Consider the following 12721-nt stretch of genomic DNA (forward strand, 5'->3'; position numbering starts at 1 on the left):
GGTCGTCGTCGGCGTCCGTGACCACCCGGCGCAGGCCCGGGGTCAGGTCGTCGCGGGCCAGCAGCGCCGCGGCCGCCTCCCGGGTCGGCTGCGCCACGGCGTAGCGGGGGGAACGCCAGCGTCGCCAACCGGTCGGCCGTCCACGCGGTACGCCGACCCGCGGCCGCCGGCATGTCGGTGAAGTACCGATCGACGTACGGGGCGGTCAGCTCGGCCTGCTCGGGCTGCCAGAACCCCTCGGCGGTCGCCTCCAGCAGCCGGTTGGACAGCTCGGTGTCGCGCACGATGATGTCCCACGCGGTCTGCTTCGCGGCCGGGTCGGGCAGGGCGGCCCGGCAGCGGGCGGCCCATTCCGCACCCGTGGAACTGACGTCGGTGGCCGCCTCGGCGGCGATCTCCGCCGCACCGGCGGCGCCCAGCACCACCAGCCGACGCAGCACCGCCCAGCGCAGCTCCGCATCGACCTTCAGCCCGGCCGGCACGTCCCGGCCGGCGAGCCACCCGACGAGCAGATCCGCGTCGGTGGTCGCGGCGATCCAGCCCCGCGCGGCGGCGAGTTGCAACGACTCCCCCGCCGGCGCCGCGTCGAGTAGTTGACGGCACGCCCCGGCGATCCGGGCGAGCGCCGCCGACCGGGCCAACGGGTCGAGGTAGCGGTCGACCAGCGACCGGCTGAGGGTCAGCACGTCCTCCGCGACGATCACCTCTTTCTCGGCCGGCAGCGCCGCGACCATCAGGTCGACCAGGCCGCTGACCGGCCGTTCCCCGTCGGTCGCCGCGTCCAGCGCCTCTCCCCAGAGCATCGCCCGCGTGAGGGAATCGGCCAGCCCCGGCAGCACCAGCGGGACGGCGTCCGCCGACGCCGGGTCGAGGCGCACCTTGGCGAACGTGAGGTCGCCGTCGTTGAGCAGCAGCAGCCGGGCCGCCGGCTCGCCGGTCAGCTCGCCGAGCACGGTGCGACCACCGTCGACGGCCGGGTCGAGATCCACCTCGTCACGGCGTACCGTGCCGTCCGCCGAGTACCGGCCCACCCCGATCCGGTGCGGACGCAGCACCGGGTGCGACTCGGGCGCGGTCTGCACCACGGCCACCTCGGTGTAGCGGCCGTCGGCGTCGACGGCGACCTCGGCACGCAGCGTGTTCACCTGGGAACGACGCAACCACAGCTCGGCCCAACCGGACAGGTCCCGACCGTCGGCCGCGGTGCCGCCTTCGCTCGCGACTGCGGGGCTCGCAAGCTCACTCCTCGCGCTCGCGGAGAGGCTGGTCAGCAGGTCGGCGAGGGTGGCGTTGCCGAAGCGGTGCGCGGCGAAGTGCGCGTTCAGGCCGGCGAGGAACGCCTCGTCACCGAGCCACGCCACCAACTGCCGCAGCACGCTGGCCCCCTTGGCGTACGAGATGCCGTCGACGTTGAGCAGCCCCTCCGCGGCGTCGGCCACGTCCTGCGGTGCGACCGGGTGGGTGGAGGGACGCTGGTCGGACGCGTACCCCCAGGCCTTGCGGCGCATGGCGAACGTCGTCCACGTCCGATCGAAGCGGGTCGCCTCGGCGGCGACCCGGACGCCCAGGTACTCCGCGAAGGACTCGTTGAGCCACAGGTCGTCCCACCAGCGCATGGTGACCAGGTTGCCGAACCACATGTGCGCCATCTCGTGGGCGATCGTGGTGGCCCGCAGCTCACGCTGGGTGTCGGTGACCGCCGAACGGAAGACGTAGTCGTCGCGGAACGCGACGATCCCCGGGTGCTCCATGGCGCCGAGGTTGAACTCCGGCACGAACGCCTGCTCGTACTTGCCGAACGGGTAGGGCTCGGTGAAGAGCTGGTGGAACCGGTCCAGGCACTGCCGGGTGATGGTGAAGATCTCCTCGGCGTCGGCGTCCAAATGCTCGGCGAGCGACCGTCGGCAGTAGAGGCCGAGCGGCACACCGTCGTGCTCGGCCCGCCGCACGTGGTACGGGCCGGCGATCAGCGAGAAGAGATAGGTGGACAGCGGAACGGTCGGAGCGAACTCCCAGCGCCCGGGGGCCGGGTTGGCGGCCACCTCGGCGTTGCCGGAGACCGTCCACCCCGGCGGGGCGGTGACCGTGAGGGTGAACGGCGCCTTGAGGTCGGGCTGGTCGAACGCGGCGAAGATGCGCTGCACGTTGTCGAGGAACGTCACGGCGTACAGGTAGGTCTCGCCGTCGGCCGGGTCGACGAATCGGTGCATCCCCTCCCCGGTGTTCGAGTACGCCATCTCGGCCTCGACGACCAGGGTGTTCGTGGCGTCGAGGTCACCCAGCGGCAGCCGGTTGTCGGCCAACGTGGCGGGGTCGACGTCGCGGTCGTTGAGGCGTACCGCCAGCAGTTTGGCGGGTTTGACCTCGGCGAAGGTCGCGGTGCCGGGGGTCGCCCGGAACCGGACCTCGACGCGGGACCGGAACAGGTCCCCGTCCCCGGTCAGGTCGAGGTCCACCTGATAGGACTCGACAGTAATCGCCGCGCCACGCGCGGTCGCCTCTACACGGGTCAGGCTCGGCATCCGCTTATCCTGCCCGATGGGGATCGGCAACCGGTCACCACACGACCCTCGGCACTGGAGGAAAGAACCATGGCGCAGCACCCCAAGGGCGACTTCGACCTCTCTCGGGCGGTCTGGCAGCGGGCCGAGGGGGACACCTCCGACAGCGCGGTCGAGGTCGCCTTCGTCGACGATCTGATCGGCATGCGCAACTCCGCCGAGCCGGAGGGCCCGGTGCTGGTCTTCACTCAGGCCGAGTGGGACGCGTTCGTCGCCGGGGCGCAGGACGGCGAATTCGATCTGGACTGACCGCCCCGCGGTCACGGGTGGCCCGGGACGCCCGCCACCCGTGACCGCCGGATCAGGCGTCGCCGTCGCCCCAGCCGAGACCCCCCGGACCCGGGGCGTGGTGGAAGCCGGGATGCTCGGCCACATCGACGCAGCGCTCGCCGTCCGGGCCGATCGCCCCGCAGAACAGCCGCTCGGCCCGGTGCCACGCGTCGGCCGGTGACAGGGCCGCCGCGCCGAGCGCCACCTCCGGGCGGAGCAGACTCAGCGCCTCCGCGTACCCCACTGCCAGCTCGCGGGCGTCGACCGCGCGGGGCGCGGTGAAGCCCAGGTGCACGGTGAAGAAGCGGTGCGGCCGGGTCGGCCGACCGGGCGGCCCGATCAGTGGCCGCGCGTCCCGGCCCGCGCCCAGCGCCTCGATCGCCCGCCGTTGCCGCCAGTGCGGCGACCTGTTGTCGCGCATTTCGCCCTCCCCGTGGTCGTGGCCGTCGGCCCGCCGGAGGCCGCGCCGGCCGACCGGCGATGCCGCCGACGGCGGCTCCACCAGCAGCAAACCAGGTTCCGCCGCCCCTGGGAGGGGCCAGCCGGCGCGCCGTCACGCGGGGATTCAGCGGCGGCAACGCGGGTAGACGCAGCCGCGCGGCGGCGACGGTCGCCACCCGCACCCGAGGAGGCCCGATGGCGACCATGCCGGCCGACCGCATCCCGGACAGCACCCTCGCGCTGCTCCGCGCCGGCTACCGGTTCATCGGCGAGCGCTGCGACCGGTACGGCAGCGACATCTTCCAGGCCCGGATCCTGCTCGCACCGACCATCTGCCTCCGTGGCCGGCCGGCGGCGATGCTGTTCTACGACAACGAGCGCTTCCAGCGGCGGGACGCGATGCCGTTGCGGGTGCAGCGGACCCTCACCGGCCGGGGCGGCGTGCAGGGGCTGGACGGGACGGAGCACTCCAACCGCAAGGCCATGATCATGTCGATCATGACGCCGACCGCCATCCGGCAGCTCGGACAGCTCTTCGACGAGGAGTGGCGGGCCCGGATCCCCGCCTGGGAGGCCGCCGGGCCGGTGACGCTCTACGACGAGCTGGGCCGCCTGCTGACCCGCGTGGTGTGCGGCTGGGCCGGGGTGCCGCTGGCGACGTCCGAGGTCGACCGCCGGGCCGTCGAGCTGCACGCCATGATCGAGGCCCCGGCGTTGGTCGGCCCCCGGCACTGGCGAGGGCTGCTCGCCCGCCGCCGCGCCGAACGCTGGATCGCCGGCGTCATCGGACGGACCCGCCTCGGCCGCCACCCGGCGCCGGCCGGCAGCGCCCTGGCGGTGATCGCCGAGCACCGGGACACACGGGGCGAGCTGCTCCCCCGCCGGATCGCCGCGGTGGAACTGCTCAACGTGCTGCGGCCGGTGGTCGCCATCGACCAGTACATCGCCTTCGCCGCGCTCGCCCTGCACGACCACCCCGCCTGGGGGCAGCGGGTCCGCGACGACGACGCGGCGACCGAGCACTTCGTCCAGGAGGTACGCCGCTACTACCCGTTCTTCCCGATGGCGGCGGCCCGGGTCCGGCGCTCCTTCGACTGGCAGGGCCACCACTTCCCCCGAGGCCGGCGGGTGCTGCTCGACCTCTACGGCACCAACCACCACCCGACACTCTGGCCGCAACCCGAGCTGTTCCGGCCGGAACGGTTCGCCGGTCGCCGCGGGGACCCGTTCGACCTGATTCCGCAGGGCGGCGGCGACCACTGGACGGGCCACCGGTGCGCCGGCGAGTGGATCACCATCGACCTCATGAGACGGGCGGTCACCAACCTGACCACGACCATGCGCTACGACGTCCCCGTCCAGAACCTGGCCCTGGACCTGCACCGGATGCCCGCGCTGCCGCCCGTCGGCCTGACCCTCGCCAACATCCGCCGCACCGCCTGACCGGGTCGGCAGCGCCACCCCGGCCCGGCAGTCGAAACCTTGTGCCGGTTTCAACGCCCGGGGGACGGGCACCTGCTGCGGGCGGCCCCGCCCACCCACCGGTCGCACACGACCCGCGCAGGAGGCACCGATGCCCGTCGAGGCCACCGACGACGCCCGGCGAGCTGGCCCCGACGCCGCCGGCACGCCGCCAATCGACCTGCCGATGTCGTACGTGCTGCCGCTGCGCTGGCACAGCGACTCCGGCCTGTCCGAGCTGACCGACTACCTGCGCTGGCTGGCCGGCCACGTCGAGGTTCTCGTGGTCGACGGCTCACCTGCCGACCTCTTCGCCCGGCACGCCGACGCGTGGCGCGGCCTCGTCCGGCATTTTCCGCCGGACCCCGCCGGGCGGGGGCTCAACGGCAAGGTGGTGGGCGTGCTCACCGGGGTCGAGGCGGCACGCCACGAGCACGTGGTGATCGCCGACGACGACGTCCGGTACGACGAGGCCGGGTTGCGCGCGGTGCACCGGCTGCTCGGCCGGGTCGACCTGGTCCGGCCGCAGAACTTCTTCGACCCACTGCCCTGGCACGCCTGGTGGGACACCGGCCGGACGCTGCTCAACCGGGCACTCGGGAACGACTACCCGGGCACCCTCGCGGTACGCCGCAGCACCTTCCGCGCCATGGGCGGGTACGACCCGAACGTGCTCTTCGAGAACCTGGAGCTGATCCGCGCGGTGCGCGCGTACGGCGGGGTCGAGGCCACGCCGGCCTGGCTGTACGTACGCCGACTGCCGCCGGACGCGGCGCACTTCCGTGGCCAGCGGGTCCGCCAGGCGTACGACGACCTGGCCCAGCCGGCCCGCCTGGTGACGGCGCTGCGCGGTCCTGCCGGCGCTGGCGGCGGCGGTCCGCGACCCGCGGCGTGCGCGCTGGTCGGAGCCACGGTCGCTGTCGCGCGCTGGCCGAGGCGGGACGCCGACGTGCGGGCGGCAACAGCGTCTTCCCGCCGAGCACCCCGCTGGCCGCCCCACTCTGGCTGGTGGAACGCGGCATCTGCAGCTGGCTGGCGGTCGGCCAGCGGTCCTGTTCGGCGGCGTGCGCTACGGCAACACCCGCATCCGCCGAGCCGCCCACCTCACCCGGACCCTCCACATCCCGCAGCCCGACCCATCGCACCCGCGCGATCGGCGCGCACCGCCGGCCTGAAGCAGCAGGACTCGCGCCGGCCCTCGTTCCGCGCCCGGCCCGGTCGGCTTCAGACCTCCGCAGCGCACGGCCCCGACGAGCGATATACCGGTGAGTCATGGTTATGACTCACCGGTATATCCGTTCCGAGGATGAGTGCCGGGTCAGCCGGTGGACGGCGCGCACGGCGCTCTGATGCCACCCGGATGGAAACGCGACAGCTCGCGGGCACCGGGTTGGTGACCGCGAGCTGTCGGCGGTGGAGCGGGGTGGATCAGGAGCGGGCCTGCTGTGCGGTGTCCTTGACGTCGTGCGCGGCCGACTTCGTGTCGTCCCGGACGGCGTGCACGGCGTCCTGGGCGGTGGACTTCACCGACTCGGCGGCGTGCTGGGCCGGCTCGCGCAGCTCTTCCCTGAGCTCGCTGGCCACCTCGCCCAGCTTCTCCTTCACCGCACCGCTGTGCTCGCTGACCTTCTCCTTGACCTGCACGGCGGCCTGCTGCTCCCGACGGGAGGCCGGGATCAGCGAGGAGGCCAGCCAGCCCACCCCGAACGCGATAAGGCCGGCGGCGAGGGGGTTGCCCTGGGACTTCTGCCGGATCACCCGCGGCGCGCTGTGGGCGGCGTCGCTGACGGTGGAGGCCGCCGAGTGCGCGGCGTCGCTGACACTGGAGGCCGCCGACGAGGCGCGGTCGCCCACCGAGTGGGCGGCGTGGCCGGTGCCGTGGCCGAGGTCAGACGCGGTTCCCATGACCTTGTCCCTCACATTCTGCAACGCGGAACGGGCCCGCTGCTTGCGGTCGTCGACGATGCGGCTGGGGCTGACCTTGTACGCCAGCGCGTCCACATCGGAGCTGAGGCTGTTGCGGGTGGCTTCGATCTCCCGGCGGATCTGGTCGGGATCGGTGCTCATCGGGTGACTCCCTCCGGGTGGGGCTTGAGCGCGTCGGGGATCCGCTGCACGCTGTCGTTGGTCTGCTTGAGGCCGCGTACGTGCTGGGCGTTCTTCTTGGCCATCGAGTAGAAGACCGCGGCGACCGCGGCCCAGATCACGGCCACGATCAGCGCGGCCAGGCCGGAGTCCATGACGTTGTCCAGGAACTGCCACACGGCGATGGAGACGAACAGCGCCACCATGTAGCCGCCGAAACCGGCCCCGCCGAAGAGCCCGGCGGCCTTGCCGGCCTTCTTGCCCTCCTGACGGATCTCCGCCTTGGCCAGCTCGACCTCCTGGCGCATCAGCGTCGACAGGTCACTGGTCACCTGGCGCATCAGCTCACCGATCGAGCTGCTCTTCACCTCCGCCGCGGTGTGCGGGGCACCCGCATCGGGCTGGTACCCGGAGTCCAACCCGGACCCCTGCGTCGGCATGGTCATGCCGTCGCCTCCCTTCGGATGACTCGGTGGCTCACGGGCGGTTGGTGCCGCTGGACGGCACGCCCGGCAGCGGGTCGGTCTGGTTCACCGGCGGCAGCGGCTGCCCGGTGCCGGTGTGCTCCGGGTACTCACCCGGTACGGGTTCGGTGTAACCGCCGGGCGTCGGGGCCGCGTAGCCACCCGAGGTCGGCTCGGTGTACGTGCCGGGGGTCGGGTCGAGGTAGCCGCCCTGCGGGACGGCTTCCGACGCCGGCTGCGTCGGGATCACCGCGGTCTGCTCCGGGTCGTACGCCCCGGCGCCGCGGTAGCTCGGGGAGACGCTGCCCGAGTCGTCGCCGGCGGCCGAGATGCTGCGGGTCAGCCGTCCGGCCAGCACACCGAGCACGGCCGCGCCGACCAGGAAGGTGCCCGGGTTGCGGCGCGCGTAGTCGCGTACCTCGGTGATCAGGTCGCCGGGCTGGCGCTCGTCGAGCCAGCCGGCCACACCGTGCACCCGGTCGGCGGCCTGGCGGGCCAGCTCGCTCACCGGGCCGGCCTGGCCACCCTGCTCGGCCATCGTGCGCATCTCGTCGGCCAGCGAACGCAGCCCGGTGGCGGCGCGACGCTGCTGCTCACCGGCCTGGCTGGTGAGCTGGGTACGCGCCTCGCCGTAGAGGTTGCGGGCCTGCCGGGCCGCCTCGCGGCCCACCTCGGTGCCCTGCTCCTTGGCGGTCTGCGCGACCGCTCCACCGGCCTGGGCGGCTTCCGACCCGACCTGGCGGGCCTGATCGCGGACGCCACCGCCGTTGGTCGACTGCTGTCCGTAGGTGGAAGTCGTAGGTGACAGATCGTAGGTCATGATGTCCCTTCCGCTCGGAAAGTCGTCGCGGTTGTGCTGGGGGAATGTGGCCGCGTCGCCGCGGCGCCACCACTTCACCTACCCTCCGTTTCGTCTTCCATACCTCTTCGTGCATTTCTCTGCGCCGCGCACCGGATCGACTTCAAAATGGAGGATCGTCGGGCTGCGTCACGTCGCCGCCACGGACAGTGAAGTTCGCGGGGCCGGCAGATCCACGGAGGGGGCAGCGATGGCACGAGACGCGCGAGGTGGCCGGTCGTCCGGCCGGCGACCCGGGTGCAGGTCGCCGCGCTGGCCGTGGCCGGGGTCTTCCTGCTCGTCGGCGTCCTCGGCTACATCCCCGGCATCACCACCGACTACGGCGAGATGACCTTCGCCGGGCACCACTCGGAGGCACGGCTGCTCGGACTCTTCCAGGTGTCGATCCTGCACAACGCGGTGCACCTGCTGTTCGGGCTGGTCGGTCTCGTGCTGGCCCGTACCGTCGGCGGCGCCCGGCTCTTCCTGGCCGGCGGCGGCGCGGTCTACCTCGCCCTCTGGCTGTACGGCCTGGCGGTCGAGGCGATCGACGAGGAGGGTGGTGTGAACATCCTGCCGGTCAACTCCGCCGACAACTGGCTGCACCTCGCGCTCGGGTTCGGCATGCTCGCCCTCGGGCTCCTCCTGTCGAACGAGGCGGGCACCGGCGGACGGCTGGACAGCCCCGCCGACCGGCCCTGACCTGCCGAGCAGGGTTTCGTGGTAATCCCGCCGGGGGTAATCAGGGGATCCGCGAAGGAGGTACGAGATGCCCCGTTGGTTACGCGACAACGCGCTGACCGTCGCCATGCTGGGCGCGTTTCTGGTGTTCCTGGTGCTGCAGAGCGTCTTCGGCTGGCAGACCCACAACGAGGAGTTGACCGAGTTCGGCGCCGCGCCCCTGAGCTGGCCGGCATACCTGACCACCGGCCACTTCGCGGAGGCGGTCTTCGAGAACTGGGAGTCGGAGTTCCTCCAGATGGGCGGGTACGTGCTGCTCACCGCGTACCTGGTGCAGCGCGGCTCGGCCGAGTCGAAGCCGGTGGACCAGACCGACCGGCCGGAGGACGACGAGCGCCGCGCCACCGCCCAGTCACCCTGGCCGGTACGCGTCGGTGGCCTTCCCCTGGTGGTCTATCGCAACAGCCTCTCCATCGCGCTGCTGCTGATCTTCGCCGGCTCGTTCGTCGGGCACCTGCTCGGCGGCACCGCCGCCTACAACGAGGAGCAGGCGTTGCAGAGCGGGGCACCGCCGATCGGGGCGTGGGAGTTCCTGCGAACCAGCGACTTCTGGTTCCAGTCGATGCAGAACTGGCAGAGCGAGTTCCTCGCGGTCGGTGCCCTGATCCTGCTGAGCATCGTCCTGCGCCAACACGCCTCGCCGGAGTCGAAGCCGGTCACCGTCGCCCACGCCACCACCGGCGCGTAGCCGACCTTCAGGCCGCGACCTTCAGGCCGCGACCGGAAGCCGCTTGGCGAAGCAGACGCTGTACGGGTTGCCGACGTACTCGCCGTAGACCGGGATCGGTTCGTAGCCGCACGAGGTGTACAGCCCGATCGCGGCCGGCAGGTACGTGCCGGTCTCCAGACAGACCACCGAGTGGCCCTGCCGGAACGCGCACTCCTCCAACGCGGCGAGCAGTTGCCGGGCGATGCCCCGCCCCCGGTACGCCGGCCGGACGTACATCCGTTTCACCTCGCCGGTGGTGGCGTCGAGCGACTGGAGGCCGCCGCAGGCGACCGCCCGGCCGTTCACCACCACCGCGAGGTAGCGGATGTCGTCGTGGGTGACGGTGACCTGCCCGTCCAGGCCGCCGTCGGCTTCGCGCAGCTCGCGCTGCTGGGCGACGACCAGTGCGGCGATCTCCGGATCGGTGGCGGGCCGCGCTTCGATCAACATCACCCAACGTTAGGCGGGGTGGATTTCGCGGAGGTTTCCGGCAGTCAACCCGATCACGGAGCGCAACCGGCTACTCGGCGTCGTCCTCGTCGTCGATGGCCTCGTCGTCGGACGCGTCCGCGCCGACCTCGTCGGCCGACCGCACCCGGCGGGCCTTGCGCGCGGCCAGCCGCTCGGCCGCCGACGCCCGGTTCGACTTCTCCTCCAGCCGGATGTCGGTGCCCCGGTTGCCGGGCACGAAATCGACGCCGGCGAAGAGCGTCGGCTGCCAGTCGAACTCCCGCTCACCGATGCGGACCAGGTCACCGGGCTGCGCACCGGCCTTGGCCAGCTTGTCCTCGACACCGAGCCGGGCCAGCCGGTCGGCCAGGTAGCCGACCGCCTCGTCGTTGTCGAAGTTCGTCTGCTTGACCCACCGCTCCGGCCGGACGCCCCGGACCGTGAAGGAGCCGTCCGTCTCGGTCGTGATGGTGAAGCCGTCGTCGTCCACGGCCATCGGCCGGATCACGATCCGGGTCGGCTCGGCCGGAGGCGCCGCCTTGCGCTCCGCCTCGACCAGCTCGGCCATCGCGTACGTCAGCTCCCTGAGCCCCTCCCGGGTGGCCGCGGAGACCTCGAACACCCGGTAGCCGCGCTCCTCCAGGTCGGGGCGGACGATCTCGGCGAGGTCCCGGCCGTCGGGCACGTCGACCTTGTTCACGGCCACCAGCCGCGGGCGGTCGGTCAGCCCGCCGTACTGGCTCAGCTCCGCCTCGATGGCGTCGATGTCGGCGACCGGGTCGCGGCCGGGCTCCAGGGTCGCCGAGTCGATGACGTGCACCAGCACCGCGCAGCGCTCGATGTGCCGCAGGAACTCCAGGCCCAGCCCCTTGCCGGTGGCCGCGCCGGGGATCAGACCCGGCACGTCGGCGACGGTGAAGGTGTGGTTGTCCATCCGGACCACACCGAGGTTGGGCACCAGGGTGGTGAACGGGTAGTCGGCGATCTTCGGCTTCGCGGCGGAGATCACCGAGATCAGCGACGACTTGCCGGCCGACGGGAAGCCCACCAGACCCACGTCGGCGACGCTCTTGAGCTCCAGCACGATGTCCAACTGGTCGCCGGGCTCCCCCAGCTCGGCGAAGCCCGGAGCCTTGCGCTTGGCGTTGGCCAGCGAGGCGTTGCCCCGCCCGCCCCGGCCGCCGCGGGCCACCTCGAAGGTGGTGCCGGCGCCGACCATGTCGGCCAGCACGGTGCCGTCGGTGGTCTGCACCACGGTGCCGTTGGGCACCTTGAGCACCAGGTTGTGGCCGTTCGCCCCGTCCCGGTTCGACCCGGCGCCGCCCTTGCCGTTGTCGGCCTTGACGTGCGGGTGGAAATGGAAGTCGAGCAGCGTGGTCACCTGCGGGTCGACGACCAGCGACACACTGCCGCCGTGCCCGCCGTTACCGCCGTCCGGCCCGCCGAACGGCTTGAACTTCTCACGGTGGATCGAGACACAACCGTGCCCGCCATCGCCGGCCTGCAGATGCAGAACGACCCGGTCAACGAACGTCGCCACGGCGTCAATCCTTCCAGCGAGGGTCCACCCCGCACTACAGAAAAGCGAAGCGGGCCGGGACCCGGAGGTCCGCGGCCCGCAAAGCCTGAGAACTACTGCTGCGGAACGATGCTGACGGTCTTGCGACCGCGCTTCGTGCCGAACAGGACCGAACCGGTGGCCAGGGCGAACAGCGTGTCGTCGCCGCCACGGCCGACCAGGTCACCGGGGTGGAACTTGGTGCCACGCTGCCGGATGAGGATCTCACCGGCGCTGACAACCTGACCACCGAAGCGCTTCACGCCGAGTCGCTGGGCCGCGGAGTCACGACCGTTACGCGAGCTGGACGCACCCTTTTTGTGAGCCATTGGAGGACGACCTACTTCCCGCTGGAGATGCCGGTCACCTTGACCTGGGTCAACGGCTGGCGGTGACCCTGGCGCTTGTGGTAGCCGGTCTTGTTCTTGAACTTGTGGATCCGGATCTTCGGGCCCTTGGTGTGCGCGGCAATCTCGCCGGACACCGCGACCTCGGCAAGCTTCGCCGCGTCGGTCACCAGGTCGTCACCGTCGACGAGGAGCACCGCGGTGAGCTTCACCGCGTCACCGGGAGCACCGGTGAGCTTCTCGACCTCGATCACGTCGCCCTCGGCGACCTTGTACTGCTTGCCGCCGGTCTTGACGATCGCGTACATCGGAGGCGGACTCCCTGTCGTTGAGGCTGCTGGCGGTCGTCCCCGTGGCGGCTCGCCGGGTAGCAGTGCACGGCGGCGCGGGCACACGGGAACACGGCACACCAAAAGTGCGCCGCAGGCAAGAGTACGCCATCGCCGGCCCGTACCCCAAACCGGCCCGCCCTGGTCAGCGTGCGCAGAGCTGGTCGAGGCGCTGCTGGAGCCGGTCGAGTTCGGTCTCGTCGATCGACTCGACGTCGGCGCCGAGCGCGGCGACCTCGGTGCCGATGTCGGTGAGCAGCGTCTTGAGCTGCGGATCGGCCGCCTGCGCCGACTGCTCCCGCAGCGCGGTCCGCCAGCCGGACAGCGCCGCCTCGGCCTGCTCGCGGGCGGCCTCGGCAGTGGCGCTGTCCCCGGCGCCCACCGCCGCGATCATCCGCCCCAACTCCGCCACGTACGTCTGGACGGCGGTGGTGCCGGCCTGCCGCGCGGCGGCGCAGACCTCGGGC

The 12721-nt window shown here is 72.1% G+C and carries 13 protein-coding genes and 2 pseudogenes; 5 read left to right on the forward strand and 10 right to left on the reverse strand.

Annotated features, from left to right (window positions below):
- Positions 1–2522 (reverse strand): annotated as a pseudogene (gene pepN / locus JNW91_RS24755) (aminopeptidase N); the annotation flags it as partial.
- Between the two features lie 69 nt (positions 2523–2591).
- Here pepN and JNW91_RS24760 point away from each other — a divergent pair.
- Positions 2592–2810, forward strand: coding sequence for a DUF397 domain-containing protein (locus tag JNW91_RS24760; protein WP_030491749.1), 219 nt, complete (start codon positions 2592–2594; stop codon positions 2808–2810).
- A gap of 52 nt (positions 2811–2862) precedes the next feature.
- Here JNW91_RS24760 and JNW91_RS24765 read toward each other — a convergent pair whose 3' ends face one another.
- Positions 2863–3252 carry a hypothetical protein gene (locus JNW91_RS24765; RefSeq protein ID WP_203177805.1) on the reverse strand — a complete coding sequence of 130 codons (390 nt, stop codon included), beginning with the start codon at positions 3250–3252 and terminating at the stop codon, positions 2863–2865.
- 215 nt (positions 3253–3467) lie between these two features.
- Here JNW91_RS24765 and JNW91_RS24770 point away from each other — a divergent pair, with 215 nt between their 5' ends.
- Entirely contained in the window at positions 3468–4715 is a 1248-nt protein-coding gene (locus tag JNW91_RS24770; RefSeq protein WP_203177806.1) for a cytochrome P450, read from the forward strand.
- A 130-nt stretch (positions 4716–4845) separates the two neighbouring features.
- Entirely contained in the window at positions 4846–6015 is a 1170-nt protein-coding gene (locus tag JNW91_RS24775) for a glycosyltransferase (protein ID WP_238425644.1), read from the forward strand.
- Positions 6016–6161: 146 nt separating this feature from the next.
- Here the strand turns inward: JNW91_RS24775 and JNW91_RS24780 are convergent, their stop codons facing one another.
- The 3 genes from JNW91_RS24780 to JNW91_RS24790 are packed head-to-tail and all read right to left on the reverse strand — an operon-like array spanning position 6162 to position 8102.
- Positions 6162–6800, reverse strand: coding sequence for a DUF3618 domain-containing protein (locus JNW91_RS24780; protein ID WP_203177807.1), 639 nt, complete (start codon positions 6798–6800; stop codon positions 6162–6164).
- The gene (locus JNW91_RS24785) at positions 6797–7264 is read right to left on the reverse strand and encodes a phage holin family protein (RefSeq protein WP_203177808.1); all 468 of its coding nucleotides are present in this window, start codon (positions 7262–7264) and stop codon (positions 6797–6799) included. The genes JNW91_RS24780 and JNW91_RS24785 overlap by 4 nt, the downstream gene beginning before the upstream one ends.
- A 31-nt stretch (positions 7265–7295) precedes the next feature.
- Positions 7296–8102, reverse strand: a complete 807-nt coding sequence (locus tag JNW91_RS24790; protein ID WP_203177809.1) for a hypothetical protein — start codon at positions 8100–8102, stop codon at positions 7296–7298.
- A 276-nt stretch (positions 8103–8378) separates the two neighbouring features.
- Here JNW91_RS24790 and JNW91_RS24795 point away from each other — a divergent pair, with 276 nt between their 5' ends.
- Together JNW91_RS24795 and JNW91_RS24800 are read left to right on the forward strand one after the other, a co-directional pair.
- Positions 8379–8822 (forward strand): DUF4383 domain-containing protein, encoded by a 444-nt coding sequence (locus tag JNW91_RS24795; protein WP_203177810.1) that lies wholly within the window; start codon positions 8379–8381, stop codon positions 8820–8822.
- A gap of 67 nt (positions 8823–8889) precedes the next feature.
- Positions 8890–9549, forward strand: a complete 660-nt coding sequence (locus tag JNW91_RS24800; protein ID WP_203177811.1) for a DUF6766 family protein — start codon at positions 8890–8892, stop codon at positions 9547–9549.
- Positions 9550–9570: 21 nt separating this feature from the next.
- On the opposite strand, the gene JNW91_RS24805 is transcribed toward JNW91_RS24800, so the two are convergent.
- The 5 genes and pseudogenes from JNW91_RS24805 to JNW91_RS24825 form a co-directional block, all read right to left on the reverse strand.
- Positions 9571–10020 carry a GNAT family N-acetyltransferase gene (locus JNW91_RS24805; RefSeq protein WP_203177812.1) on the reverse strand — a complete coding sequence of 150 codons (450 nt, stop codon included), beginning with the start codon at positions 10018–10020 and terminating at the stop codon, positions 9571–9573.
- Positions 10021–10090: 70 nt separating this feature from the next.
- Positions 10091–11560: a GTPase ObgE gene (obgE, locus tag JNW91_RS24810; RefSeq protein WP_203177813.1), complete on the reverse strand. Its 1470-nt coding sequence runs from the start codon at positions 11558–11560 to the stop codon at positions 10091–10093.
- 92 nt (positions 11561–11652) lie between these two features.
- Positions 11653–11907 carry a 50S ribosomal protein L27 gene (gene rpmA, locus JNW91_RS24815; RefSeq protein WP_203177814.1) on the reverse strand — a complete coding sequence of 85 codons (255 nt, stop codon included), beginning with the start codon at positions 11905–11907 and terminating at the stop codon, positions 11653–11655.
- A gap of 11 nt (positions 11908–11918) precedes the next feature.
- Positions 11919–12233 carry a 50S ribosomal protein L21 gene (gene rplU / locus JNW91_RS24820; RefSeq protein WP_007464063.1) on the reverse strand — a complete coding sequence of 105 codons (315 nt, stop codon included), beginning with the start codon at positions 12231–12233 and terminating at the stop codon, positions 11919–11921.
- A 166-nt stretch (positions 12234–12399) separates the two neighbouring features.
- A pseudogene (locus JNW91_RS24825) lies at positions 12400–12721 on the reverse strand (hypothetical protein); the annotation flags it as partial.

Source organism: Micromonospora parastrephiae, assembly GCF_016802865.1.
GTDB classification, from domain to species: domain Bacteria; phylum Actinomycetota; class Actinomycetes; order Mycobacteriales; family Micromonosporaceae; genus Micromonospora; species Micromonospora parastrephiae.